The 26241-nt window shown below is 70.8% G+C and carries 24 protein-coding genes; 17 read left to right on the top strand and 7 right to left on the bottom strand.

Annotated features, from left to right (window positions below; genetic code table 11):
• Nucleotides 1–13: 13 nt before the first annotated feature.
• Nucleotides 14–2455 (bottom strand): HelD family protein, encoded by a 2442-nt coding sequence (locus tag HNR25_RS01020; RefSeq protein ID WP_184632615.1) that lies wholly within the window; start codon nucleotides 2453–2455, stop codon nucleotides 14–16.
• 338 nt (nucleotides 2456–2793) lie between these two features.
• On the opposite strand from HNR25_RS01020, the gene HNR25_RS01015 reads away from it, so the two are divergent.
• From HNR25_RS01015 to thyX, 4 genes are all read left to right on the top strand, one after another.
• Complete coding sequence (locus HNR25_RS01015; protein ID WP_184632613.1) at nucleotides 2794–5031, top strand: anthranilate synthase component I; 2238 nt, start codon at nucleotides 2794–2796, stop codon at nucleotides 5029–5031.
• 135 nt (nucleotides 5032–5166) lie between these two features.
• Entirely contained in the window at nucleotides 5167–5973 is an 807-nt protein-coding gene (locus tag HNR25_RS01010; protein ID WP_184632611.1) for an NAD-dependent epimerase/dehydratase family protein, read from the top strand.
• 65 nt (nucleotides 5974–6038) lie between these two features.
• Nucleotides 6039–6179 (top strand): GPGG-motif small membrane protein, encoded by a 141-nt coding sequence (locus HNR25_RS01005; RefSeq protein ID WP_184632609.1) that lies wholly within the window; start codon nucleotides 6039–6041, stop codon nucleotides 6177–6179.
• 316 nt (nucleotides 6180–6495) lie between these two features.
• Entirely contained in the window at nucleotides 6496–7293 is a 798-nt protein-coding gene (gene thyX / locus HNR25_RS01000) for an FAD-dependent thymidylate synthase (RefSeq protein ID WP_184632607.1), read from the top strand.
• 233 nt (nucleotides 7294–7526) lie between these two features.
• Here the strand turns inward: thyX and HNR25_RS00995 are convergent, their stop codons facing one another.
• From HNR25_RS00995 to HNR25_RS00985, 3 genes are read right to left on the bottom strand one after another with little or no spacing between them, the layout of a single operon-like run.
• Nucleotides 7527–7808: a hypothetical protein gene (locus HNR25_RS00995; protein WP_184632605.1), complete on the bottom strand. Its 282-nt coding sequence runs from the start codon at nucleotides 7806–7808 to the stop codon at nucleotides 7527–7529.
• Nucleotides 7805–8050 (bottom strand): hypothetical protein, encoded by a 246-nt coding sequence (locus HNR25_RS00990; protein WP_184632603.1) that lies wholly within the window; start codon nucleotides 8048–8050, stop codon nucleotides 7805–7807. Before HNR25_RS00990 ends, HNR25_RS00995 begins: the two co-directional genes overlap by 4 nt.
• 5 nt (nucleotides 8051–8055) lie before the next feature.
• Entirely contained in the window at nucleotides 8056–8544 is a 489-nt protein-coding gene (locus tag HNR25_RS00985; RefSeq protein WP_184632601.1) for an ATP-binding protein, read from the bottom strand.
• Nucleotides 8545–8768: 224 nt separating this feature from the next.
• On the opposite strand from HNR25_RS00985, the gene HNR25_RS00980 reads away from it, so the two are divergent.
• The 6 genes from HNR25_RS00980 (at nucleotide 8769) to HNR25_RS00955 (ending at nucleotide 15340) form a co-directional block, all read left to right on the top strand.
• The gene (locus HNR25_RS00980) at nucleotides 8769–9584 is read left to right on the top strand and encodes a helix-turn-helix domain-containing protein (RefSeq protein ID WP_184632599.1); all 816 of its coding nucleotides are present in this window, start codon (nucleotides 8769–8771) and stop codon (nucleotides 9582–9584) included.
• Nucleotides 9577–9876, top strand: a complete 300-nt coding sequence (locus tag HNR25_RS00975) for a DUF397 domain-containing protein (protein ID WP_184632597.1) — start codon at nucleotides 9577–9579, stop codon at nucleotides 9874–9876. The genes HNR25_RS00980 and HNR25_RS00975 overlap by 8 nt, the downstream gene beginning before the upstream one ends.
• Before the next feature lie 133 nt (nucleotides 9877–10009).
• Complete coding sequence (locus HNR25_RS00970; RefSeq protein WP_184632595.1) at nucleotides 10010–10279, top strand: hypothetical protein; 270 nt, start codon at nucleotides 10010–10012, stop codon at nucleotides 10277–10279.
• On the top strand, nucleotides 10272–10892 hold the full coding sequence (locus tag HNR25_RS00965; RefSeq protein WP_184632593.1) for a DUF6879 family protein: 621 nt from the start codon (nucleotides 10272–10274) through the stop codon (nucleotides 10890–10892). Before HNR25_RS00970 ends, HNR25_RS00965 begins: the two co-directional genes overlap by 8 nt.
• Before the next feature lie 36 nt (nucleotides 10893–10928).
• Entirely contained in the window at nucleotides 10929–11657 is a 729-nt protein-coding gene (locus HNR25_RS00960; protein ID WP_184632591.1) for a DUF6082 family protein, read from the top strand.
• Nucleotides 11658–11761: 104 nt separating this feature from the next.
• The gene (locus tag HNR25_RS00955) at nucleotides 11762–15340 is read left to right on the top strand and encodes a type I restriction endonuclease subunit R (RefSeq protein WP_312862287.1); all 3579 of its coding nucleotides are present in this window, start codon (nucleotides 11762–11764) and stop codon (nucleotides 15338–15340) included.
• A gap of 15 nt (nucleotides 15341–15355) precedes the next feature.
• Here the strand turns inward: HNR25_RS00955 and HNR25_RS00950 are convergent, their stop codons facing one another.
• The 3 genes from HNR25_RS00950 to HNR25_RS00940 form a co-directional block, all read right to left on the bottom strand.
• The gene (locus HNR25_RS00950; RefSeq protein ID WP_184632589.1) at nucleotides 15356–16075 is read right to left on the bottom strand and encodes a M48 family metallopeptidase; all 720 of its coding nucleotides are present in this window, start codon (nucleotides 16073–16075) and stop codon (nucleotides 15356–15358) included.
• A 149-nt stretch (nucleotides 16076–16224) separates the two neighbouring features.
• Nucleotides 16225–16983, bottom strand: a complete 759-nt coding sequence (locus HNR25_RS00945) for a hypothetical protein (RefSeq protein WP_184632587.1) — start codon at nucleotides 16981–16983, stop codon at nucleotides 16225–16227.
• A 133-nt stretch (nucleotides 16984–17116) separates the two neighbouring features.
• Nucleotides 17117–17887: a hypothetical protein gene (locus tag HNR25_RS00940; protein WP_376767532.1), complete on the bottom strand. Its 771-nt coding sequence runs from the start codon at nucleotides 17885–17887 to the stop codon at nucleotides 17117–17119.
• 226 nt (nucleotides 17888–18113) lie between these two features.
• Between HNR25_RS00940 and HNR25_RS00935 the strand changes: the two genes are divergently transcribed.
• The 7 genes from HNR25_RS00935 (at nucleotide 18114) to HNR25_RS00905 (ending at nucleotide 26122) form a co-directional block, all read left to right on the top strand.
• Entirely contained in the window at nucleotides 18114–19853 is a 1740-nt protein-coding gene (locus HNR25_RS00935; protein WP_184632583.1) for a carbon starvation CstA family protein, read from the top strand.
• A gap of 1 nt (nucleotide 19854) precedes the next feature.
• Nucleotides 19855–20130 (top strand): cory-CC-star protein, encoded by a 276-nt coding sequence (locus tag HNR25_RS00930; protein WP_184632581.1) that lies wholly within the window; start codon nucleotides 19855–19857, stop codon nucleotides 20128–20130.
• A 56-nt stretch (nucleotides 20131–20186) separates the two neighbouring features.
• Complete coding sequence (locus HNR25_RS00925) at nucleotides 20187–21083, top strand: ArsA family ATPase (protein ID WP_312862699.1); 897 nt, start codon at nucleotides 20187–20189, stop codon at nucleotides 21081–21083.
• Between the two features lie 140 nt (nucleotides 21084–21223).
• Nucleotides 21224–21922 carry a CDP-alcohol phosphatidyltransferase family protein gene (locus HNR25_RS00920; RefSeq protein WP_184638660.1) on the top strand — a complete coding sequence of 233 codons (699 nt, stop codon included), beginning with the start codon at nucleotides 21224–21226 and terminating at the stop codon, nucleotides 21920–21922.
• Nucleotides 21923–21977: 55 nt separating this feature from the next.
• Nucleotides 21978–24476: a mannose-1-phosphate guanyltransferase gene (locus HNR25_RS00915; RefSeq protein WP_184632577.1), complete on the top strand. Its 2499-nt coding sequence runs from the start codon at nucleotides 21978–21980 to the stop codon at nucleotides 24474–24476.
• Between the two features lie 355 nt (nucleotides 24477–24831).
• Complete coding sequence (locus HNR25_RS00910; protein ID WP_184632574.1) at nucleotides 24832–25374, top strand: double zinc ribbon and FHA domain-containing protein; 543 nt, start codon at nucleotides 24832–24834, stop codon at nucleotides 25372–25374.
• A gap of 277 nt (nucleotides 25375–25651) precedes the next feature.
• Entirely contained in the window at nucleotides 25652–26122 is a 471-nt protein-coding gene (locus tag HNR25_RS00905; protein WP_184632572.1) for a bifunctional nuclease family protein, read from the top strand.
• Nucleotides 26123–26241 lie beyond the last annotated feature (119 nt).

Raw genomic sequence — 26241 nt, 5'->3', positions numbered from 1 at the left:
CTCGCGCCCCCGCTCAGCCGTGGTCGCCCACCGTGGCCGCAGGTACGGGGCCGCCGTCGCCGAGGCGCGACAGCATCGCGGGCAGCCCGCCCTCGTGGACCACGGTGAGGCGGCGGGTGGCGCGGGTGACGGCGACGTAGAGGTCGCGGCCCCCCGAGGGCGAGGCGGCGAGAATGCCGCCCGGGTCGACGATCACGACCGCGTCGAACTCCAGACCCTTGCTCTGGGTGGGAGTGAGCACGGCCACGGGGGAGTCCAGTGCGGTGGGATCGGCCTGCGCTGCGGCGTCGGGAAGGGCGGCGGCGACGGCGGCGATGCGCGCCGCGGGGGTGAGGACGCCCACCCGGCCCTCGCCGATCGCGGCCAGTTCGGCCGCGACCACTTCGGCCAGCCGTTCCGCCAGGCCGCCGGCGCCGTCGACCCGCACCGCCCGAGGTGCGTCGCCGCCCTCGCGAACCGATTCCGGAACCTGCTGCTCCGGCGCGATCTCGGCCAGCACGTCGGCCGCCACCGCCATGATCTCGGCCGGGGTCCGGTAGTTCACCAGCAGGCGCTCCTCGTGCAGCCGGTCGCCGACGTAGGGTTCCAGCACCTCCTGCCAGGAGCGTGCACCCGCCGCGCTGCCGGTCTGGGCGAGGTCGCCCACCACGGTCAGCGACTTCGCCGGAACCCGGCGCATCACCGTGCGCCAGGCCATCTCCGACAGTTCCTGCGCCTCGTCCACGATCACGTGGCCGTAGGCCCAGGTGCGGTCGGCAGCGGCGCGGTCGGCCGTGGTCAGCGCCGAGGATTCCTCCTGCCGGTCGGCGAGCAGGGCGGCGGAGTCGACCATCATCCCGGTCTCATACGTGCCGAGGTATTCCACCACATCCTGGGCGGAGAGCTCGGCCTGCTCCCGGCGCTGCCGGGCCTCGCGGTCGCGGTCCTGCTCTTCGCCGCCGTCGGTGCCCAGCAGTTCGGCGGCCTCGTCCAGCAGCGGGACGTCGCCGACGGTCCACGGCGCCCCGGGCGGGCGCGACAGCAGCCGCATCTCGCCGTCGGCCAAGCCCTGACCGGCGCTGATCCGTTCGGCCCCCGCGGCCGCCGCGGCGAGCCGTCCGGGATCGTTCAGCAGGTCGCCGACGAGCCGCTCGGGGGTGAGCAGCGGCCACAGCGCGTCCACGGCCGCGCGTACCCCGGGGTCGGCCCACAGCGTCTCGCGCGCATGGGCGGTGTCGTCCTCGCTGCGCAGCCGCGCGTCGGGGTCCTCCAGCTCGGAAAGCCCGGCCCGGCCGGCCTGTCCGGCCTCCTCCAGCAGCGCCTCGGCGTCGCGCAGCGATGCCTCCAGCCATTCGTCCTGCGCCCGGGCCAGTTCCCACAGCATCTCAGTGGCGAACAGCTTGCGGGCCCGGTTGTGCGCCAACCCGAGCTCGCGGGCCCGGTCACGCAGGTGCCGGCAGATCTCGTGGGGCACGCGCAACTCGGTCCCGTCGGTCTCGACCACCAGATCGCCCTCCGGGACGCGCTGGCGGTCGGCCACCGCGGCTTCCACGACGGCGGCCATACGCGCCGATCCCTTGAGGGCCGCCGCCTCGGGGGCGTCCTCGGTGCCGGCCGCCACCCCCGGATACAGCTGCCCGACGGTCTGCACCACGACGTCGGTCTCGCCGAGGGAGGGCAGGACCCGCCCGATGTAGCGCAGGAACGTCGGGTTGGGGCCCACGACGAGAACGCCGCGGCGCTCCAGGGTCCGCCTGTGCGTGTAGAGCAGGTAGGCGGCGCGGTGCAGCGCCGCGACGGTCTTGCCGGTGCCCGGGCCGCCCTGGACCACCAGGGCGCCGGCCAGGGCGGCGCGGATGACGCGGTCCTGCTCGGCCTGGATGGTGGCGACGATGTCGCCCATGCGCCCGGTGCGTCCGCGGTTCAGGGTCGCCAGCAGCGCGGCTTCGCCGACCAGGTGGCGGCGGTCGTCCTCGGTGAGGCCGTCGAGGTCGAACACCTCGTCGTCGATGTCGACGACGGTGCGGTCGCGCAGGTGCAGGTGGCGGCGGCGCACCAGGCCCTCGGGGGAGGAGGGCGAGGCCGCGTAGAAGGGGCGTGCGGCGGGAGCGCGCCAGTCGATCAGGATCGTCTCGTGGTCCTCGTCCCGCAGGCCGATGCGGCCGATGTAGCGGATCTCGGCGGCCGCACCCCGGTCGCCGGCGTCGATGCGGCCGAAGCACAGGCCGTTCTCGACGGAGTTGAGCTGGGCCAGTCGCCGCCCGTTCTCGTGGGCCTGGGCCTCCCGCTCGGTCCGAATGGCGTAGCCCCCGCCCCCGCCGCGGCCCAACGCCTCCGACAGCGACTGCGAGGTGCGCGTCCGCAGCACGTCCAGGCGCGCGTAGAGCAGGTCGACGTAGCCCTGTTCGGCGCGCACGGCCGCGGCGCGCCCCTGCTCGCGGTCCTCGCTCCGACCGCTGTGTTGAACTTCGTGCATGCTCCTGATATACTTCTAGTGAAGCCTGTGCTCTGTGATTGATTTGGGTAGCTCTCCAGTATAGCACGGCGGTTTTCGCGCGCCCCGTCTGTGCGGGTGGAGGGCGTCCTGGGCGAATCCCCTCCCGCACCGCGGGAAGCATGCGCTATGCTCGGCAGCATGCGAATCGCGTCCGCTCGGCAACAGTGGTGGCGCCGCTCCTAGGCGGCGCCTGCAGGTACGCGATTCCCCCGGATCAGCCCAGCGGCCGCCCGTACCGGCGGCCGCTTTCGCCTTTTCCGGCCCCGGTCCGGTGCCGCTCCACGTGCAACCGCCCAGCCCAGCGCAAAGGACCGGCCGTGACCACACCGACAGGCACCGACACCCCGGGCGGCACGCCCGCGGACGCCCACACCACCTACCGCACCTCCGGCGGCGTCACCGTCGACCGCACCGCCGCACCCTGCGACCCCGCGACTCTCACCGCCCTGGTGGCCTCCGTCGAGCACCGCCGCGGCGGCGTGCTGTCCTCGGGCATGGAGTACCCCGGCCGCTACAGCCGCTGGCACATGGGCTACGTCGACCCCTGCCTGGAGATCGCCGCACGCGGCCGCCGCGTCAGCGCCACCGCGCTCAACGACCGCGGCCGGGTGCTGCTGCCCCTGGTGGCCGCGGCCTTCGCCGAGCACGGCGACGCCGACCACCGCCCCGGCGAGGCCGTCGACGTCACCGTCCCCGAACCCGCACCCGGGGAGTTCTTCACCGAAGAGCAGCGCAGCCGCCGCCCCAGCGTCTTCTCCGTCCTGCGCTCGACGGTGGCCCTGTTCTACGCACCCGACGACCGCCATCTGGGCCTCTACGGCGCTTTCGGCTACGATCTCGCCTTCCAGTTCGAGCCCGTCGCCCCCGTCCTGGAACGCGACCCCGACGACCGCGACCTGGTACTGCACCTGCCCGACGCCGTCATCGTGCACGACCGCAAGCGCGAGACCTGCCTGCGCTACACCTACGAGTTCACCGTGCCCGCCGACGCCGACACCGGGGCGGCCCCGCGCACCACCCGCGGCCTGGAGCGCACCACCGCGCCCACCCCCGCCGTGCGCACCGCCGACGTCCCCCCGCCGCCCGAACCCGGCAGCTACGCCCGCATCGTCGCCGAAGCCAAGAAGCGCTTCGCCCGCGGCGACCTGTTCGAAGTCGTGCCCGGCCACCGCACCTACGGCGCCTGCGACTCCCCGGCCCGCTTCTACGAGCACCTGCGCACCCGCAACCCCGCGCCGTATGAGTTCTTCTTCAACCTCGGCGACGGCGAATACCTCGTCGGCGCTTCCCCGGAGATGTTCGTGCGCGTCAGCGGCGACCCCGACCAGGGCCGGCGCATCGAGACCTGCCCCATCTCCGGAACCGTCCGCCGCGGCGACGACGCCCTCGGCGACGCCGAGAACATCCGGTCCCTGCTCACCTCCGCCAAGGAGGAGTCCGAGCTGACCATGTGCACCGACGTCGACCGCAACGACAAGTCGCGGGTGTGCGAACCCGGCAGCGTCCGCGTCATCGGCCGCCGGCAGATCGAGATGTACAGCAGGCTAATCCACACCGTCGACCACATCGAAGGCCGGCTGCGCCCCGAATTCGACGCCCTGGACGCCTTCCTCACCCACATGTGGGCGGTCACCGTCACCGGCGCGCCCAAGACCTGGGCGATGCGCTTCATCGAACAGCACGAAGCCACCCCGCGCCGCTGGTACGGCGGCGCCGTCGGCGCCATCGGCTTCGACGGCTCCATGAACACCGGCTTGACGCTGCGCACCGCCCACATCCGCGACGGCGTGGCCACCGTGCGCGTGGGTGCCACCCTGCTGCACGACTCCGACCCCGACGCCGAAGAGCGCGAGACCTTCCTCAAGGCCCGCGCGCTGCTGGAGACCCTCGCCCTCGACGAGGCCGCCGACACCCCGGCCGCCGAGCCCGCCGCACGGCCGGAACCGGCCGCCGAGCCCGCCGGCGCCGGGATGCGGGTGCTGCTGGTCGACTACGAGGACTCCTTCGTGCACACCCTCGCCGACTACGTGCGCCGCCACGGTGCCGAGGTCACCACCGTGCGGCACGGATTCGACCCCGCACTGCTGGACGAAACCGCCCCCGACCTGGTCGTGCTCTCCCCCGGGCCGGGCCTGCCCGCCGACTTCGGCGCCGCCGCGCTGCTGGACGAGCTCGACGCCCGCGGCCTACCGGTCTTCGGCGTCTGCCTGGGCCTGCAGGCCATGGTCGAGCACGCCGGCGGGGAACTCCGCACCCTCGACGAACCCGTGCACGGCAAGCCCGGCCGCGTGCGCGTCAGCGGCGGCGATCTGCTGTCGGAGCTCGGAGGCGACGGGTTCACCGCCGCCCGCTACCACTCCACCTACACCACACCCGAGCGTGTGAAGGGCTTCACCGTCACCGCCGCCGTGCACGACGACGGCGCCGAGCCGGTGGTCATGGCCGTCGAAGACGCCGACGCCCGCAAATGGGCGGTGCAGTTCCACCCGGAGTCGATCCTCACCGCCGGGGTCGGCGAGCGCATCGTCGAACGGGTCCTGCGCTTGGCGCGCTGAGTCCGGCCTCGCGGGGGCGGGGCGGCGCCGGCCACCGGGCGCCGCCCCGCCCCCGCCCGCCAGGAGGGACGGCCGGAAACGGCAGCACGAGCGCGAATGTGCCTGGCACCGCCCCTGACGCATAGGCTCGGCAGCATGGACGTGAAACTTGGCAGGGTCGTGATCACCGGAGCTGCGGGCAAGATCGGCCCCACCGTGCGCGAAGGACTCCGCGAGGAAGCCGACCACCTCGTACTGGTCGACACCGCCGACATCGAACCCGACGGCGGTGCCGAAACCGCCGTCAACGCCGACATCGCCGACCGCGCCGCCCTGCGCGAGGCCTTCAGCGGTGCCGATGCGATCGTCCACCTCGCCGGGATCGCCGAGGAAGGGCCCCTCGACGACCTGCTCGACGCCAACGTGCGCGGCAGCCTCAATGTCCTGGAAGCCGCGCGCCAGGCCGGGGTGGAGCGCATCGTGCTGTTCTCCAGCAACCGCGTCACCGGCAACTATCCCATCCACCACCACGTCTTCCCCGACGAGCCGCCGCGCCCCGACGGGTTCTACGGCGTCAGCAAGGTGGCCGAGGAGGCCCTGGGCCAGCTCTACGCCGACACCTTCGGCCTGCAGGTGGTCGCGCTGCGCGCGGGGTCGTTCGAACAGCGGCCCACCGAGACCCGGCACCTGGCGACGTGGCTGAGCCCGCGCGACTGCGTCGGCTTCGTGCGCGCCGCCCTCACCGCGCCCAACGTGAACTTCGTCGCCGCCTACGCCGTCTCCGGCAACGCCCGCCGGTTCTGGGACCTCAGCGTCGGCGACGGCGACCTGGGCTACCGGCCCGTCGACGACGCCTCGGCCTACGCCGCCGAGTTCCCCGACGACGACCCCTTCTGGCACGGCGGCCCCCAGGGCGGCGACTTCGCCGGGCCCCAGGCGCTGCTGCCCCACCTGGGCGAGTGAGCCGCCCGCGGCGCCGTGCGGCTCTGCGGGGTTAGGCGAGCTCCGCCGGGGTTAGTAGCGGGGGCATGGGTATTCTCATGCTGATACTGGGGATCGTGCTCATCGTCGCCGGCATCGCCGCCCTGGTGCGCCGCCAGATGCTGTGGGGCGTCGTGCTCATCGTCGTCGGCCTCGTCGTGGCGCCGGGGATCTCCTATTTGGGTTGACGCCCGCGGCTGCACACGTCGCGCCGCATTCGAAACCGGGAACTGCCCCGGATCCCCGCCGGGGCGCCGGACGGAGCCGGTATGCCCCCCGCAAGCGGTGAAACCCCGTTCACCTTCCCCTTCACGCCCGTCCTCGCAGGTCCCGTCGATGCCCTCGGGCGTCGCCGGGACCTGCGTTTTGCTAGGTTCGGACGGACACCGCCGTCCGGACGACCGCCGGCGCCGCCCCGCAGCGGCCGCTGCCCTCCTCCGGCGCGGTGGAAACCGCAGCATGAGCGCCGGGCCGTCGGCCCGTTCGATGGGGGAGTAGAGCACGGTGAAGAGCGTCGAGCCCGAGGTCCATCTGATCGCCCGTCCGCAGTTGGACTACGACGAGGTCGCCCGTTACCTCGCCGACGTGGGCGGCGACAGCTGGCTGGAGCGCCTCGACCGCGGCGACCTCGACTCCGCCCTCAACGACCCGCAGAACCTCGCGGAGTTCGCCGGCCGCCTGTGCTACCGCTCGTGGGAGCCCGGCCTCAACCCCAATGTCACCCGCGTGCGCACCGACCAGGACCAGTACCTGAGCAACCTGCTGGCGAGCATGCACGGCTCGGTTCTGGAGCACGTCAGCTTCAGCTTCGTGCTGCACAACGTGAGCCGCGTGATGACCCACGAACTGGTGCGGCACCGGCCCGGCACTGCGATCTCCCAGGAGTCGATGCGGTTCGTCCGGTTGGACGACCTGCCGTTCTGGTTCCCCGAGTGGGCGCGCGAGGATCCCGAGCTGATGAAGCGCGCCACCGAGATGCTGGACCAGATGGAGCGCTTCCAGCTGTGGATGGCCGAGCACTTCGGCCTCGACGAGGAGGACGTCAAGTTCGCCGAGAAGAAGCACCGCACCTCCTTCATGCGCCGCTTCGCCCCCGAGGGTGTCGCCACCGGCCTGGTGTGGACCGCCAACGTCCGCACCCTGCGCCACACCCTGGAGGCCCGCACCGCACCGGGCGCCGAGGAGGAGATCCGCCTGCTCTTCGGCAAGATCGGCGAGACCATGCGCGCGGAGGCACCGGCGCTGTTCAGCGACTACGAGATCGACGACGGCGCCTGGGTCCCCAAGTGGCGCAAGGTATGAGGGACTGAGCCGGGCGTCCCCGGTGGAGGGGGCGGCTCAGCGCGACGGGTCGGCCTCCTCCGTCGGGACGTCGCAGAAGCCGCACGTCGCGTCCGCGACAGACGACTGCCCGTTTCCGGTCAGTCGTCACGGCAGCGACGACGTCGACGCCCGGTACCCCCACCAGAACGACTTCCAGAAATAGACGCAAGCCGGTGCAGCCCGGGAGTGCAGCTCCCGGGCCACAGCGACGATCAGGCCCTGCGCGGGCGTGGGCGTCGTGGGAGATTCAGGGAAGGTCGGCGCGGAGCCGGAACGGGCGGATGCGGAATGGGGACGAACCGGTTGATCGCCGCGGCGAGGTCGGCCTCACTCTCGCCGCACAGCAGAACCATGGCGCGGGTGTGCGCGGCCCAGTACTGGCCGGTGGCCTTGCCGTGCCAGACGGTCCAGCCGTGCGGGCGGTAGGTACGGCGCAGCCGGGCCAGCTCCCAGCCGATCGCCGCAGGTTCGGTCGCGGTGAGAGCTCCTGTCATGAGCGCTCACCCCCTCGGCGCGGAAGCGGGGGAGTGGTCGGCTGCCTCGACAGCTTGTCGCGCATCTCTGCCGCGTCCGCCGTGATGACCAGGTCGGCCGCTCCCGGTGCATTCGGGGGCGTGCGGGTGGCGATGAAGCGGGGCCGTCCCTGCTCGTCTTGGCGTTCGAAGACGAGGTAGTCGGGGAAGTCGGCGCGCAGTTGCCGCAGCTCGTCGCTGGGCCAGAGGTTGTATCCCGGCATGGCGATCACCGGGCGATCTCGGACGAGAGCCGGGGCGTGGCCTTGCGGCCCGGCTGTGCCCAGAGCAGTTCGACGTACATCCCCGGCCCGCGCCCGCTCTCGAAGCCGCCCCACCGAGCCGCGAGGGCGTTGACGAGCAGTAGCCCGCGCCCGGATTCGGAGTCGGGATCGGGTGCGGGGACAGGGAAGGCGGGGGCAGCACCTCCAGCGCCGCGGACCTCGACGCGGAGCCGGCCGGGGGAGAAGAACGCCCGCACGTAAAAGGCTCCGCCGTCGTCGCCGGCGGTATGGGCGAGGGCGTTGGTGGCGAGTTCGGAGAGCAGCAACCGCGCGGCGTCGGCGGTGTCCTCGGGGACGTCGGTGACGTTCATCCGGACGTCGAGCCAGTCCCGAGCGGCCTTGACGCTCTGCTGTCGGCCGTCGAACCGGAAGGAACACCGCCGCAGCCGGAACCGCCGCGAGGGCGCGGATGCGGGGGCGATAGCGTTAGACATGAGTCCTCACCTGCTGTTTCAGGTTGTGGGCTAAGGCCCTGGTTCGGTGTGCCATCACCGGCCAGGGCCGTCTTGTGGCGGTCGAGCCCGTCCGCCTATTTCGCTGGGTCGACCTGTCTCCACAGTCCCGCCACACCCACGTGTGCGCCACCATCTCCACAGATTCGAGGAGATTCGTCGATACTGGTGGCTGCCTGTGGTGGAGTTGTGGTGAACTGGAGCGCATGGCTGAGAAGGCGCATCCCGTGTGGGGCCGGTTTGGTGCTGAAGTTCGGCGCCTGCGCGTGAACGCAGGCGCATCTCAAGATCAACTTGCCAGAACCAGCAATGTTTCCTCGTCGATGGTGAGTGCGATCGAGCGAGGGACACGATCGACAAAGCGGGACCAAGCGGAGTCCCTCGATGCGGCTCTCGCTACAGACGGCCGTCTCACTCGTCTTTGGGAGAACCTTGTCAAGCAAGAATCGGTGCCCGATTGGTTTCAGCATGTCGTAGCGCTTGAGCACCAGGCGAGCGAGCTTCGGATGTACCACACGTCGCTTGTCCCAGGGCTTCTGCAGACGGCTGACTACGCTCGTACGGTCCTGCGCTACGGGCGCCCCTGGGACTGCGAGGACGCCATTGAGCGCCTTGTAAAGTCACGCATGGAGCGGCAGGAGGTACTTGCCAAAGAGGATCGGCCCTTGCTGTGGACGGTGGTTGACGAGGTGGTGGTGCGCCGCGCAGTGGGAACTCCAGGAATGATGCACGAGCAACTCGCTCAGCTGCTGAAGCTCACCGACAGTCAACAGAGCCGACTGCAGATCATCCCCGAGAAGCCTCTCGGCCACCCTGGACTGTCAGGACCTTTTCGGCTGATGTCGTTCCACGACAAGCCGACTGTTGCCTACGTCGAACACATGCTGGGGGGAGAACTTGTAGATCAACCGGATGATGTCCGGCATTGCAGCACTATCTTTGGTGCGTTGCAGGCCGAGGCGCTATCCCCAAGAGCCTCTGCCGACCTGATTCGTGAAGTTGAAGGAGCACTGGATGATTGACAGGAACATCTGGCATAAGTCCAGCTACAGCGGAGCCAGTGGTGGCGACTGTGTTGAAGTCGCTGAGTGGTACAAGTCCAGCTACAGCGGTGCCCACGGCGGCAATTGCGTAGAAGTTTCCGGCTGGCGCAAGAGCAGCTATTCCAAAGCAAGCGGTGAGTGCGTCGAGGTCGCCGACACTCCCCGCCAGATCCACGTCCGCGACTCCCAGCACCGCGAACAGGGCCGCCTCACCTTCTCCGCCTCCTCCTGGCAGGCCTTCCTCGCTACCCTCAAGGCCGAGGAGCTGTGACCGGCGCCCTCCCACCTCCCGTACCGTCTCGCACACCGTGACCGAATAGGGACAATGAGCTGTCGGTCGCTTGTCGGCCCAACTCGCCCCTGAAAGACTGAACTCCCGTCAGTCAGCGGATGTGGAGGCCCCCGTGGCGCGTGCCTGGGAAGCGGATCACGACGCGCGGTTCGTGCGGCGGTTGGGCAAGACCGCCGCCGAACTGGGCGACAGCAAGTCCACTCAGGACTGCCCCGACATCTGGGAGCTGGACAGCGGGGACATCGCGGTCATCGGCCGCGACCTCACCGACGCCTTCGCCGACCGCCTTCCCGCCGACGTGCGGATCGGGGCTGACGAGCGGCTGGTGGTCATCCCGGGCGACATGCTCAGCGCGGCCAAGCCGGACATCCGCGATGCTTGAACGAATCTCCGCGATCCCCGCCCTCCCCGGTCCGAAGCTGGCCCGCCCCGCCTACCACCGGGACTTCGCCGCCGAGTTCACCGAGCTCACCGGCATCCTCTGGAAGCTGGAACGCGGCCAGACGTACCAGGAGCACGGCGACGCGAGCTGGGAGGCGTTCGTCGCCGGCGACTGGGAGCGCTCGCTCGTGCTCAACGACCGGGAACGCGACGGCGCCCGCGCCGAAGCGGCGTCCCTGCGCGAGCAGGGCGTGGAGCTCCGGCGGTTGCGCATCGTCGAGAAGCCGGTCACGCCCTACGTGCAGTGGGAGATGCAGTACTTCCGCATCCTGGCCGAGGAGGGCTTCCCGCTGCGGGTCCTGGAAGCCGACCGCATCGCCGAACACGAGCGTTCCGGTCCGCTACCGGACCTGAATCTCCTCGGTGAGCGCGTGCTGTACCACATCGTCCAAGAGCCCGACGGAACGCCCGCGGGAGCCCGGCGCATCGACGACCCCGAAAGCATCGCGGGGGTGCGCCGCGCGATGGAGTCGCTCTTCGACCAAGCGGAGCCCGTCCTGGAGTACTTCCACCGCGAGATCGCGCCGCTGCCCGCCCCGACCGTAACCACATGACCCACGGCCGGCGGCGACGTGCGTGGTAGACGAGGCGTGAGCCGAACATCCCTGGCCGTCATCGTCGTGCTGCTCGTGGCGGTGGCCGCTTCCCTGGTCGGACTGTCACCGCTGGTACTGGACGTCTTCCGAGGCGGGAACAGCTACTGGGAGCGGCTCAGCTTCATCGGACAGACCTACGGGGCCGCCTCGGCGCTGCTGTCGGTGTTCGCCATCATCGGGGTGACCGCGACGCTGGTGTACCAGGCGCGCGAGGTCAAGGTAGCCCGGGAGGAAGCGCGCCGCAGCGCGATCGGCGACCTGCTGAAGATGGCGATGGAGGACCCGGACTTCAACGAGTGCTGGGGGCCGACGGGGCTCGACGAACCGTTCAAGGACCAGCGGCAGCACATGTACGTCAACATGGTCCTCTCCCAGTGGCAGACGTCCTATGAGACGGGTGCGCTGGGCGACAAGCGGCTGCGCGCGATTGCCGAGGAGATGTTCCTCGGCCGGGTCGGCCGCAGGTTCTGGGAGGACACCCGCGAGATCCGGATGGCCACCTCGGAGAACAGGCGCGCCCGCCGCTTCCACGAGGTGCTCGACGAGGCGTACCGGAACGTCGCGCACCTGCCGATCCCCAACCCGGACCCGCCGCAGGATCACCGCGAGCCCTCCGCCCGTCATCGCCTGCGCCGCCGGATCACGCCTCTGCTCTGGATCTCCCTCGGTGCAGGCAGCGCGGCGATCGCGAAGAAGGCGTTGGCTCGGATCCCGAGGTCGTAGTCGTCGAGAGTGACCACAAGGACACCCTTGACAGCGTTCACCCGAGCGCCGCAGGCGGCCGGACCCGGCAACCCTCCAGGCAGCGAATCGCCCCGTTTCGGTCGGTGCCTGCTGGCAGACTGAGACGTCCGAGAACCAGCAGTGAAAGCGAACGCTGGACGCCGGATCGCTCCCACGCCGCCGGCGACGAGAGGTGCCTTGTTGACCGCCCCCCCCACTTCGCCCACGGTCCCTCCTCCGGAGCCGCTGCGCCTTCCGGACCGGAATGGCACCTCGTCGAGAAGCCCGTGATCGACCAGCTCACCGCTATGGGTTGGACCCACCTGCCCGGCTCGCGGCAGAGCTCCGCCGCGACAGGGCGTGCCTCCTTCCGCGAGACGATTCTGCAGGATCGGCTGAAGGCGGTCATGCGCCGCATCAACCTCGACGACGGCGGGGGCGAGTGGCTGGACGAGGGACGTCTGGAACAGGCCCTCAGCGCTCTGACCCGGCCGCAGGCGCGCACCCTCGTCGAGGTCAACGAGGAGCTGACCGCCAAACTGATCGTCGGCACCGAGGTCGACGGTGTCGAAGGCTGGCACCAGGGCCGCACCCAGACGGTGCGCTTCATCGACTTCGACGAGCCCGCCAACAACGAGTTCCTGGTCGTCAACCAGTTCGCCGTCGACGGCCCGGGCGCGGTGGGCGCCGACCGGATCGTGCCCGACCTCGTGCTGTTCGTGAACGGTATCCCCCTCGTGGTCATCGAGGCCAAGAGCCCCAACACGGCCGCCCCGATCGCTGCAGCAGCCGACCAGCTGCGCCGCTACGCCAACCAGCGCACCGATGTCCCCGCCGAGGGCAACGAGCGGCTTTTCCACACCAACCAGTTCGTGGTGGCCGCCGCGGGCGAGACCGCCCGCGCCGCCGGATTCACGGCCGAGCCCGAGCACTACGCCGAGTGGAAGACCACCGATCCGGTCGCGGAGGACCAGGTCGCCGCCGAGATCGGCGCGGCCGGCCCGGAGGATCTCAACAACCGGCACCGGCAGGTCGCGGGAATGCTGCGCCCAGGCGTGCTGCTGGACCTCGTGCGCCACTTCACCCTGTTCATGGAGCGCGGCCCCCGCAAGGTCAAGGTGGTCGCCCGTTACCAGCAGTACCGCGCCGTGCGCCGCGCGATCGAGCGGATGCTCACGAAGCCGACCCGGCGCCAGGACGGCGAACTCGACCGGCGCGGCGGCATCATCTGGCACACCCAGGGCTCCGGCAAGAGCCTCACCATGGTGTTCCTCGTGCGCGCGATGCGCTCGCACCCGCAGCTGACCGGCTTCAAGGTCGTCGTGGTCACCGACCGCACGCAGCTGCAGGACCAGCTCGCAGCGACGATGGCGCTCACCGGGGAGAGCAGCGACACCGTCACCAGGGTCGCCGAGATCGAGGAGCGACTGGCCGTGCCCGGCAAGGGCCTGTACTTCGCGATGATCCAGAAGTACCTGGGTGAATCCGGCGGCGGTAGCGGTGAGGGAGCCCGTGGCGAAGACGAGGACGTCGAGGAGACCGAGGAGGACGGCGACGCCGCGGACGCCGTCCCCGCCGACGAGAACGAGGCGGCCTCCGTCGACGGCGCTGCAGACCCGGCCGAACACCCTCGACCGGCCCGCGCCGCCCAGCGCCGTCCCCGCCGCGCAGAGATCGCGCCGCAGCTGGAGGCCGTCGACGAGTCCGAGAACGTCCTCATCCTGGTCGACGAGGCGCACCGGTCGCAGACCTCGCAGCTGCACGCCAACCTCATGGCGGCGCTGCCCAACGCCGCGCGGATCGGCTTCACCGGCACGCCCATCATCATGGGCGACAAGGAGCGCTTCACCGGCAAGATCTTCGGCGAGTTCATCGACTCCTACACCATCAAGCAGTCCGAGGCCGACGGTGCGACCGTGCCCATCCTGTACGAGGGCCGCACCGCCATGGCCCACGTGCGCGACGGCAACGACCTCGACGAGATCTTCGAGGACCTGTTCGACGCCACCCCCGCCCAGCTCGACGAGCTCAAACGCCGCTACGCTACCAAGAACCACGTGCTCGTAGCCGAGCAGATGATCCGCGCCAAGGCCGAGAGCATGCTGCGGCACTATGTCGGCGTGGTCCTGCCCAACGGGTTCAAGGCCCAGGTCGTGGCCGTGTCTCGGGTCGCCGCGGTGCGTTACCAACAGGCGCTGACCGAGGCCCGCGACGTCCTGGTCGCCGAGCTCGACGCGCTGCCCGCCGAACTGCGCACCCCGCAGGCCGCCGAGACGGACCACGAGTACGACCCCGCCACGGCGCGACGGATCGGCGCCTTGCCCTACCGCGACACCATCGCCCGGCTCGGCGCCGCCGCCGTCGTCTCCGGGGCGCACAACGACGGCAAAGACTGGAAGGAGTGGACCGACAAGTCCCGCCAGGACGCCAACATCGCCGAGTTCCTCAAGCCGCTGCCGAGCGGTCCCGATGCCGATCCCGCCGAGACCAGCCCGCTGGCGTTCCTCGCCGTCAAGTCCATGCTGCTCACCGGATTCGACGCACCCAACGAGCAGGTGCTCTACCTCGACCGCCACATCAAGCAGGCCGAGCTGCTGCAGGCCGTCGCACGCGTCAACCGCACCGCACGCGCCAAGCGCGCCGGCTACGTCATCGACTACTACGGCGTCGCCGAGCACCTGAAGACCGCCCTCGCCGCCTACGCCGCCGAGGACGTGGAGGGCGTACTCACCAGCGTCAAGGACGAGGTTCCGCTGCTGCGCGAGCGGCACGAGCGGGTGCGGCGCGTGTTCACCATCCGCGGCCTGGAGCGCTTCACCACCGACGCCGAGCGCGAGGAGTGCGTCCAGGTATTGGAGGACGACCGTGTCCGCATGGAGTTCTTCAACGCCTTCAAGGAGTTCACCCGCAGTCTGGAGACGGTGCTGCCCCGACCGGAGGCCCGCGAGTTCGGCGCCGACGCCAAAGCGTTCGGCGCCATCGGGGAGGCGGCACGCCGCCGCTACCGCGCCGACGACGGGTTCGACGCCTCGCTGTACGGCGGCAAGGTACGCAAGCTCATCGACGACTACGTGCGGGTGCACGACATCCGCACGAAGATCCCGCCGCAGTCCATCACCGACTCCGGCTTCGACGCCAAGGTCGCGGAACTGCCCTCGGATCGGGCCAAGGCCTCCGAGATGCAGCACGCGCTGCGCCACCACATCAACGAGAACATCGACTCCGACCCCGAGTTCTACGCCAAGTTCTCCGAGCGGCCGGAGCAGGTGCTGGAGAGCCTCGGCGAGAACTGGCCCGCACAGGTCGAGGCCTTGAGCAAGCTCAAGGAGGACGTCCTGGCCGGTCGCCGGGACGACGGCGGCACCGGGCTCGACCCCGAGACCGAGGCGCCGTTCTACGATCTGCTCGTGAGCGAGCTCGCCGGCGACGGCGCCTCCCCGCCCTCCGATGAGCTGAAGCGACGCCTGGTGGAGAAAACTACGGAGGTGAGCGGCATGATGCGCGGCAAGATCGAGCTCGCCGGCTACAGCGCGTACCAAGGGCGGAAGCTGCGCAACCAGGTGACGCGCGCACTCGCCGGGTGCCAGGTGAACGGCGTCGTGGTCATCGACATGGAACACGCCAAGAATCTGGCGCCCCGCCTGGTCGACCTCGCCGAGCGCAAGTTCACTCCGCCGCGCTGAGAGCCGCTTTGCGGCTCACCCGAGCCACAGCTGCGCCCCCAGCACGGCCAGCCGCTCCTTGCGCTTCTCATAGTCGGGCACGACCGCGCGGACCTGGTCCCAGAAGGCGGGGGAGTGGTCGGCCACGGCCAGGTGCGCGAGCTCGTGGACCAGTACGTAGTCGATGACGGTGAGCGGCAGCTGCATGATCGCCCAGTGCAGGTTCAGCCGCCGGTTCTTGCCCAGCGAACCCCAGCGGTAGCCCAGGTCGCGCACGTGCAGGCTGCCGGGGTGCAGACCGGTGGCCTCCTGCCAGGAGCGCAGGCGCCGGGGCAGCCGGCGGTGGGCGCGTCCGGTGTACCAGCCGATCAGCGCCGCCGCCGGGTCGGGGCCTTGGGCCACGGACGGGTTCATCCTGATGCGACCGCCGGCGAAGTGCACGCTCTCGACGTCGTCGGCGATCTTCAGCCGGTAGCGGCGCCCCAGGTAGTCGAATCCCTCGCCGGAGACGAAACTGCGGTCGGGCTGGCGTGCGAGCAGCAGATCCTTCTTGGCGAGTTTGTCCAGGACCCAGGGCCGCTTGCGCCGCACCCACGCCTCCACGTGGGGACGCGGCGCATGCTCCGGCACCCGCAGCAGGAGCGAGCCGTCGCGCTCCACGGTGATCCCCACGGTCGAGCGCTTGGGGGAGCGCAGCACGCGAAACGTCAGGTCGTCCAGGCGCAGCTGGTCGGGCAAAGAGTCGGCGGCAGACACGCCGACCAGGCTACGCCTGGTCGCGCCGCTCGCCGAAGCGCTGCTGTATGGGCAACCTGTGGTCACCCGTCGCTGACGACTACAGGTGCATCGTGGGCGGCACGGTGGCCGCGGTGGCGGCCTCCGGCATCGACCCGGTCCGCGCAGTCTCAGAGGAGGTCGACGGCTCCGCTGTCGGCGATGAGGTAGACGGTGATCGCGAGCGCCTCCAGGCTGGCGCGGGTGTTCTCGTGCAGCCTGCGGTAGGTGGCCCTGTCGGGGAGGGCGATCGCGAGGTCGTAGTCCGGATGCTCCTCGCGGGTGAGCATGGCCTTCAGGACCGCTTGAGCGTACCAGTGCCGCGCCTGAGTGGCGGGCGCCGTCGCCTTCGGCTCATCGGCGCGGCGCGGGTCCGCGTAGGCGCGCCCCGGATACCCCTTGACCTCCACGGCCAGGGTCCGGTCGGCACGGCCGGCCAGGACGTCGATTCCGCGTTCGCGCGTTCCGGTGTCGGCGACGCGATGGATGGTCCAGCCTCGGGTGACCAGATGGGAGACCAGGAGCCCTTGGGCGGTCGCCTCCGGCATCCCCGCTTCCGGCGCCGCTTGCGAGCGGCGCCGGGACGGGGCGGCCGCCTGCGTCGGCGGGGGCTCGGGCGCGGCGGGAGGCGGGGGAGCGGCACCGCCGGAAGCCCAGGTACCGGCGCTGGTGGAGAACTCCAGGCGGCGCAGCTGACGCAGAGCGGTCTGCGACGTGAACCGCGTCCGATCGACGCGCAGCGCCGCCTCCAGCACCTGCTTGGGAGGCCAGCGCCGCCCGTCGACCTCGACCCAGTGCCGGTTCAGCGACTCGGGGGAGCGGCCCCGCAGGCGTTCGCGCACACGGGCCGCGTCGAGGTCGAAATCCTGGCCGTCAATCCGGAACCGCATCGCATTCTCCCCTGTCGGCGGCCCGAGGGCCCCGTGCGCCGGGAAGAGCCGTCGGGCCGGTGGGCCGAGGCCTACGAGTATGCCGCGAAACGGGCCGCTGCGGGGGCGGTCCGCCCCTCACCGCAGAGCCGGTTCAGCCCCGGCCTGCGCGGGCTTCCGCTTCGGCGACGCCCCGGCGGCAGGCGCGGACCACGTCGCGGTGGTTGCGGTAGCGCGCGAAGAACGAGTAGGGCTGCAACGGCTCCGGCTCGGGCGCGCCGGTGGCCTCGGCGACCGTGAGGGCCTCGCTCTCGGTGCGGCCGGAGCGGTACCAGCGCTCCCAGCGCTCGAAGTCGGGGCTGTGCCGGTGGCCGAACGCGAACGCCGGTTCGCCCGCCCCCTGCAGCGCGGCGCCGTCGCGGCGCCACAGCTCGGTTTCGGCACCGGTGCGGTCGGGCCAGGCGGGGGCGGTGACCGTGTCCACCCGGGGTGCCCCGCCCGCGTCGGCGGTGCGCACCAGGAGCGCGTCCGCGCCGCGCCGGCGTGCCGGGACCTCGCGTACCTCCTCCTCGGCGGTCAGCGTGATCAGCACCCGCGGTACCCACCACCAGTTCTCCCGGCGGGCCATGATCCCGTCGGCGCGCAGCCGGGTCGGCGGGTGCTTGACGATCTCCTGCTCCAGCAGGTGGTCGACGAAGCGGGTGCCTTCGAGATCGAAGCGGATGTCGACCGGCCCGGTGGCCACGAGGCCGTCGGCGCCGGGTTCGTCGTCGCCCGGGCCGGTCACGGCGAAGGCGGCGCGCCCCGAGGTCATGGTGTCGACCGCGTCGAGGTGGGCCAAGGGCAACGCCACGCACGGCAGGTCCTGCCACACCAGCGGTACCACCGGGATCCCCGCGGGTCCCGACGACCCGGTCCAGCACATTTCCGCGGCCGTCGATCGCCGCCAAACCGTGACCATGTCCAGCAAGGTGGGCCCTTTGTCTGCGAAGAAGTGCGTGTTAATTTCTGATGACTTTAAGCGATCTTCGATGGTTTGCGTCCCGAACCGCGGCGCCTTCGGCGATCGGCCGCTCTACCGATGCCGGTCCGAGGAGCGGATCGGGCGGGGTGCAGGCCGTTTGTGCACGTGTGCGACGTAAGGACTGCCAATGCCAGCAGCCGTAGTCATGGTCGTGGTCCTCGCGATCTTCGCCCTGGGCTACCGGTACTACTCGGCGTATCTGGCCAAGCGCGTCTATGCGCTCGACCCGGCGTACGTGACACCGGCCCACACCCAACGCGACGGTATCGATTTCGTCCCCACCAACAAGCACATCGTCTTCAGCCACCATTTCATCTCGGTGGCCGGCGCCGCCCCGATCGTGGGGCCGGCCGTCGCCGTCTTCTGGGGATGGGGCCCGGCCCTGCTGTGGGTCGTGCTGGGCACGGTCTTCGCCGCCGGCGTGCACGACTTCGGTGCCCTGGCGGTATCCGTGCGCCACAAGGCCAAGAGTATCGGGACGCTGGCGGGCGAGGTGATCAGCGCCCGCTCGCGCGTGCTGTTCCTGCTGATCCTGTTCTTCCTGCTGACCATGGTCAACGCGGTCTTCGCGGTGGTCATCGGCAACCTGCTGGACGGCAACCCCAAAGCCGTGCTGCCGGTGCTGGTCACCATCCCGATGGCCATCGCCCTGGGCCAGCTCGTCTACCGCCGCCGCACCGCCGCGCTGCTGCCCTCGATCATCTGCCTGGTGGTCGTCTACGCCTTCATCCCGCTGGGCATCGCGGTGCCGGTGTCGCTGGAGCCGGTCGCCGCGGCGGTGGGCATGTCGGCGCAGACCCTGTGGGTCGTGCTGATCTTCGTCTACGCGTTCTTCGCGTCGCGCCTTCCGGTGTGGCTGCTGCTGCAGCCCCGGGACTACGTGAACCAGCTGCAGATGGTGCTGGCGCTGGCGGTCATCTTCGTCGGCGTGGTCGTGGGCTGGGACACCATCGTCGCCCCGGTGGTCAACGACGTGCCGGCCGGTTCGCCTCCGTGGTTCCCGCTGCTGTTCGTCACCATCGCCTGCGGCGCGGTCTCCGGGTTCCACAGCCTGGTCGCCTCCGGGACGACCGCCAAGCAGCTGGACAAGGAGACCGACGCCCGCTACGTGGGCTACCTGGCCTCCTCCGGCGAGGGTGCGCTGGCGCTGTGCTCGATCCTGGCCTGCACGGCCGGCGTGGTCGCCACCGCCGGCCAGTGGGACGAGCTCTACGTCGACTTCGGCACCGCCTCCGACGGCGCGGTGGGCAACTTCGTCGACGGTGTGGCCGGGTTCGCCGGCAACCTCGGCGTGCCCCTGACCGTGGGCGCGGTCTTCGCCTCGATCGTCGTGATCAGTTTCGCCGCCACCTCCTTGGACACCGGCGTGCGGCTGCAGCGCTACATCATCCAGGAGATCGCCGAGATCACCGGTCTCCGGCCGCTGGCCCGCAACCTGACGGCGGCTACGGCGATGGCGGTGCTGATCCCGCTGGGCCTGGCGCTGATCCCGGGCAACTTCGCCTTCGGGACGCTGTGGCAGCTGTTCGGCACCACCAACCAGCTCACCGCCGGCCTGGCGCTGTCGGTGATCGCGGTGTGGGTGACCAAGAACCGCCGCAACCCGCTCGCGGTGCTGGTGCCGCTGGTGTTCCTGGTGGTCATGACCTCCTGGGCGCTGATCGTGAACCTGCAGGACTTCATCGCTTCCGGCGAGCCCATGCAGATGTTCCTGCTCGCCCCGCTGGATCTGGCGATCTTCGTGCTGGCGATCTGGCTGATCGTCGAGGCCGCGATCGCGCTGCGCCGGGCCTTCGCCCACCGCGGCGACCCGGCCGACTCCGGAGCCGCGGCCGAGGAGGCCGCGGGAACCGACGAGGCGCAGTGACATGACCGGCGCGTGGCAGCGGCTGCGCAGCGCGTGGCGCCGGATCGAGAGGGTCCACGAGGAGTGGTTCGCCTCCCGTTGGCGCCACGTGCTGCGCCGCGAAGCCCGCACCCAGCACGACACGCTGCGGGCCATGCTGCTGCTGCAGACACTGGGTGTGGAGGATCCCGCCGCCTATGAGACCCTCGATCTGATCCCGTACATGGTTGCTGACCTGCACGAATGGCATCAGCGCATGGGGCGGGAGACGTTCGGCGACGAGGGAGTGTGCTGCTGAGCACCGACCGGAACGATGCCAGGGGCGCGGGCGCGGCCGCCGATGCGGGCGGCGGGATCGGCGACGACGGGCGCCCGCTGGTCTTCTTCGGCGGCAAGGGGGGCGTCGGGAAGACGACCCTGGCCGCCGCCACCGCCCTCGCCCTGGCGGAGGAGGGCCGGCGGACCCTGGTGGTCTCCACCGACCCGGCCCATTCGCTCGGCGATGCGCTCCTGATGCGGTTGGGCGACGCTCCGCGCCGCGTCGCACCGAACCTGTGGGCGGCCGAGCCCGACGCCGACGCCGCCGTGCGCCGGCGCGTCAAGCAGGTCACCGACGACGCTTACGCCGCGCTGCCGCGCGAGATCATGCCCGCCGTCCAGCGCCACCTCGGCCACGCCGCGGCCGGTCCGGGGATGGCCGAGTCCGCGCTCAACGACCTGTTGATCGACACGATGGACCGGGTGCCCGGCGAATGGGACCGCCTGGTGGTCGACAGCGCGCCCACCGGCCACCTGCTGAAGATGCTGCACATGCCCGCGCTGATGACCCCGTGGCTGCAGGGGCTGGCGCGCCAGCGCGAGAAGGCCGTCGACGCCGATCGCTTCGCCGCCGGCGTGGTCGGCGGCTCCGCCGAGCCCGAGCCCGACCCGCTGCTGGGCACGCTCAACGCCCGCCGGCGGCGGCTGGAGCGCGCCGCCCGCCGGTTGCGCGAGGACGCCGCGGTGCACCTGGTGCTGCTGCCGCGGCGGATGGTGCTGGCCGAAACCGAGCGGGCCGCCGACGAGCTGGCCGGGGCCGGCTTCCACCTGGGTCCGGTCGTGCTCAACCAGGTGCCCGAGCGTCCCGACGCCGCGGTGGTGGAGGCGGTGCGCCGCCGCTTCGGCGCATGCGGGATCCGCCGCTGCGCGCTGAGCGAGCAGGAGCCCACCGGGGTCGATCGGCTGCGCGGGATCGCGCTGGAGCGGCTGTGACCGCGCCGCTGTAATGCGCCCCTTCGCCGGGTAAGCTCGCTAACCGAAACGTGGGAGGTGGGGTGGCGAGCCGACTGACTCCGCGCGCAGGGGGCCGTGTCGCAGGCGACCGCGTCTGGACCGTGCCGAACCTGCTGAGCATGCTGCGCCTGGCGGGTGTGCCGGTGTTCCTGTGGCTGGTGCTGGTGCCCCAGGCCGACTGGTGGGCGCTGGGTCTGCTGGCGTTCGCGGGGATCTCCGACTGGCTGGACGGCAAGATCGCCCGGATCTGGGACCAGGCGAGCCGCCTGGGCGCGCTCCTGGACCCTATGGCCGACCGCCTCTACATCTTCGCCGCGCTGCTGGGCCTGGTGGTGCGCGGCATCGTGCCGTGGTGGCTGATGGCGGTGCTGGTGCTGCGCGACGGGTTGATGCTGCTGTCGCTTCCGGTGCTGCGCCACTACGGCTACGGAACCCTTCCGGTGAATTTCGCCGGTAAGGCGGCTACACTCTGCCTGCTCTATTCCTTCCCATTGTTGTTCCTCGCCGGATACGCCGGAATAGTCGGCGATGGGGCGCGGATTGTGGGTTGGGCGTTCGCTCTCTGGGGAACGGCTATCTATTGGTGGGCCGGGCTGTTGTACGCGGTGCAGGGGCGGCGATTGATCGCGCAGTCCCGACGGGCCGACCGTCCGTCCGGCACGGGTGACGACCCCGTGCCGGGGGTAGCGGCCACATCCGGCGGCGACAGCCGTGCGGGCGCGGAACCGGGGCAGCCGGAGCAGACGGCTCCCGGCCGCGGCTGCGGGCCACCGTCCAGCGGCACGACCGATAGGAAGGGAGCGACGTCCCCACCATGAGAACACGCCCGAGGGCGTCCGGCCGTCCATACCACGGGGTCTGGGGGTGGCCCCGATGAAGGCCGTAGTCATGGCCGGAGGGGAAGGAACCCGCCTCCGCCCGATGACCGCCAACCAGCCCAAGCCACTCCTGCCCGTCGTCAACCGGCCGATCATGGAGCACGTCCTGCGGCTGCTCAACCGGCACGGCTTCGACGACACCGTCGTGACCGTCCAGTTCCTGGCCACGCTGATCCGCAACTACTTCGGCGACGGCGAAGAACTCGGCATGAACCTCCACTATGTCGCCGAGGAGGTGCCCCTGGGCACAGCCGGAAGCGTCAAGAACGCCGAGGAGTACCTGCGCGGCGAGCCGTTCATCGTGATCTCCGGTGACGCGCTGACCGACATCGACCTGACCGACATGGTGCGTTTCCACCGCGAGAACGGCGCCAAGGTCACCATCGGGCTCAAGCGGGTCGAGAATCCGCTGGAGTTCGGCATCATCATCGTCGACGAACAGGGGCGGGTCCAGCGCTTCCTGGAGAAGCCCACCTGGGGGCAGGTCTTTTCCGACACCGTCAACACCGGTATCTACATCATGGAGCCCGAGGTCCTCGACGAGGTCGCCGAGGGCGAAGTGGTCGACTGGTCGGGCGACGTGTTCCCCAAACTGCTCAAGGACGGCGAGCCCATCTACGGGTATATCGCCGACGGCTACTGGGAGGACGTCGGTACCCACGAGAGCTACCTGCGCGCCCAGGCCGACGTGCTCTCCGGCAAGGTCGACGTCGAGATCGACGGCTTCGAGGTCTCGCCCGGGGTCTGGATGGCCGAAGGCGCCGAAGTCGATTCCGAGGCCGTGCTCAAGGGTCCGCTCTACATCGGCGACTACGCCAAGGTCGAGGCCGGAGCCGAGCTGCGCGAGTTCAGCGTCCTGGGCAGCAACGCCGTGGTGCGCTCGGAGGCGTTCCTGCACCGCGCCGTGGTGCACGCCAACGTCTACATCGGTGCCAGCACCAACCTGCGCGGCTGCGTCATCGGCAAGAACACCGACGTGATGTCGCGCGCCCGCGTGGAGGAGGGGGCGATCGTCGGCGAAGAGTGCGTCGTCGAGTCCGAGGCCTATCTCTCCAACGAGGTCAAGGTCTACCCCTTCAAGACCATCGAGGCCGGCGCGGTCGTCAACAGCAACGTCATCTGGGAGTCGCGCGGCCAGCGCTCCCTGTTCGGTCAACGCGGGGTCTCCGGGCTGATCAACGTCGAGATCACGCCCGAGCTCGCGGTGCGGCTGGCCAGCGCGTTCGCCACCACGCTGAAGAAGGGCTCGGTGGTGACCACCTCGCGCGACGTCTCCCGGGCGGCGCGCGCCCTCAAGCGGGCGGTCATCAGCGCACTCACCGCCAGCGCCATCGACGTGCGCGACCTGGAGGTGGTGCCGCTTCCGGCGGCCCGCTTCCACACCTCCCAGGGCGGCGTCGCCGGCGGCATCAGCCTGCGCACGTCGCCCGGCGACCCCCAGTCGGTGGACATCATGTTCTTCGACGAGCGCGGCGCCGACCTGTCCCCGGCGGCGCAGCGCAAGCTGGAGCGGGTGTTCGCCCGCGCGGAGTACCGCCGCGCGTTCCCCGGCGAGATCGCCGAGCTGTCCTTCCCGTCGCGCGGGGTGGAGAACTACGCCCACGAACTGTTGCGCACCGTGGACACCTCGGGGATCGGCGAGGCCGGGCTGAAGGTGGTGGTCGACTGCGCCGGCGGCACGGGATCGCTCATCCTGCCCTCGCTGCTGGGCCGGATCGGGGTCGAGGTCCTCACCGTCAACAACAAGCTCGACGAGGACTCGCCCACCGACACGCTCGCCAAGCAGATGCGCGACCTGCAGCACCTGGGCGAGCTGGTCTCCTCGTCGCGCGCCGATTTCGGGGTGCGCTTCGACCCGGTGGCCGAGCGCCTGTCGGTCGTCGACGAGACCGGCCGGGTGGTCGACAACGAGCGCGCGCTGCTGGTGATACTGGATCTGATCGCCGCCGAGCGCCAGGGCGGCCGGATCGCCCTGCCGGTGACCACCACGCGGGTGGCGGGCCAGGTCGCCGGTTACCACGGGGCCCGGGTGCAGTGGACCCCCACGGCCGTCGACGAACTCGCCAAGGCCGCCCAGGCCGAGGACATCGTGTTCGCCTCCGACGGCCGCGGCGGCTACGTGGTACCCGAGTTCTCCCGCACCAGCGACGGCATCGCCGCGTTCGTGCGGCTGCTGGGCCTGGTCGCGCGCACCCGCATGTCCTTCAGCGAGATCGACCGGCGCATCCCGCAGTCCCACCTGCTGCGCCGCTCGGTGCCCACCCCGTGGGCGGTCAAGGGCAGCGTGATGCGGGCGGTGGTCGAGGCCGCCGAAGGCCGCGAGGTCGACACCACCGACGGTGTGCGCGTGGTCGAACCCAACGGCGCCTGGGCGCTGATCCTGCCCGACACCTCCGAGGCGGTCACCCACCTCTGGTCCGAGGGTCCCGACTCCGACACCGCCCAGCGGCTGGTGGAGGAGTGGGCCCGGGTGGTCGAGCAGGCCGAAGGCTGACCCGCCGGATACGCACGGCCCGCGCGGGCCCGCGGGCGGGCGGCCAAATCCGGCCGCCCGCCCGCGGGCCCCGCCGCACGGCACCGCCGCCTGTGCGGCGCCGATATGGTTTAGAGTCGGGTGTTCCCCACCGGCAGGCCTCCCCGAGCACGGCCGGATTCGAGAGGGAACGCGGAGCTGTTCACGATCAGAGCACGGCAGGGGAGGACCCCATGTGAGAATCCGAGGTGAGCCGGGGAACACAGCACCGGCCCGTCCCGTTTCCCGAGTGGGTGCGCGAGCCGTCCCCACCCATGTACGAACGACCACCAGCCGATCAAGCACCGCCCCGTGCGGTAGGAGGCCGAGCCGACCCATGTCGAGCGTTTACTGCACGCAGTGCGGTCACGCCGTTGCGGATGATGCCCGTTTCTGCTCCAACTGCGGTTCCCCCATCCGGACGGCCGAGCAGGATGCCGCCCCGGGATCCGGCGGCAACCGCGACTCCGTCGGCGAGACCACCTCCACCATCTCCATCGCCGGCATCCAGGCGCTGGAGGCCGAAGCCGAGGGTGAGGACCTGCCCGGCGAGCCCACCAACGTCGACGCCCTGCCCCCGGGCACGGCGCTGCTGGTGGTCAAGCGGGGCCCCAACGCCGGCAGCCGGTTCCTCCTCGACAGCGATGTCACGACCGTGGGCCGCCACCCCAACAGCGACATCTTCCTCGACGACGTCACCGTCTCCCGGCGCCACGTGGAGTTCTTCCGGCGCGGAAACGGGTTCGGCGTCCGCGACGTCGGCAGCCTCAACGGCACCTACGTCAACCGCGAACGTATAGACGAGGCCGAGATCGGCGGCGGCGACGAAGTGCAGATCGGCAAGTTCCGGCTGGTGCTGTTGACCAAGCCGCGCCGCTGAGCGGCGCGGTCCGCTCCGACCGCGCCGACCAGGTTTGCCCGCCCCCCGCACCGGAGAACCTTTAGGGAAGACCGCCACCGATGGCGCGATCGGGGACATCGCGGTCATGTCGTCGGATGCGGCGTCGGGGAGGGGTGCCGGAGTCCGGTCCGGGCGTCGGCGTCTGGGACCTGCCTCGGAGGCCTGTCGGCGTGGCGGTGTACCGTGAAGAAGACGGAGCAGAGCACACCTTGGCGAGTGCCCCCTCCGGCACGACGAGTCGTGGGACGGAGCCGCAGTGAAGTACATGGAGGTTGTCGGCGTCCGAGTCGAGATGCCCTCGAACCAGCCGATCGTCCTGCTCAAGGAAACCGACGGCGAACAGTACCTGCCGATCTGGATCGGCGCGGTCGAGGCGACCGCGATCGCCCTCGCCCAGCAGGGCGTGACGCCCGCTCGTCCGCTTACCCACGATCTCTTCCGCGACGTGCTCGAAGCGCTGGACGCCGACCTGACGACGGTCAACATCACCGCGCTCAGCGACGGCATCTTCTACGCCGAACTGGTCTTCTCCAACGGCGTCGAAGTCAGCGCCCGGCCCTCCGACTCCATCGCGCTGGCGCTGCGCACCGGCGCGCCCATCTACGCCCATGAGGACGTGGTGGAGGAAGCCGGGGTGCCCATACCCGACGAGCAGGAGGACGAGGTCGAGAAGTTCCGGGAGTTCCTCGACCAGATCTCGCCCGAGGACTTCGGCCGCACCACCTGAAGCCGGCCGCCCGGCCACCGCGCGGCGGCGTCCGGGCGGGCCAAGGTGCGGTCAACATCGTCCCACGATCGCCCCGGCACGCAGCTGCCGCGGTCGCGCAGCGGGCATTCCCGCAGCGT

Source organism: Streptomonospora salina (assembly GCF_014204715.1).
In the GTDB taxonomy this organism is placed as follows: Bacteria; Actinomycetota; Actinomycetes; order Streptosporangiales; family Streptosporangiaceae; genus Streptomonospora; species Streptomonospora salina.
Note: the sequence above shows the minus strand (reverse complement) of the source record. Positions and strands in the feature narration are given on the sequence as shown.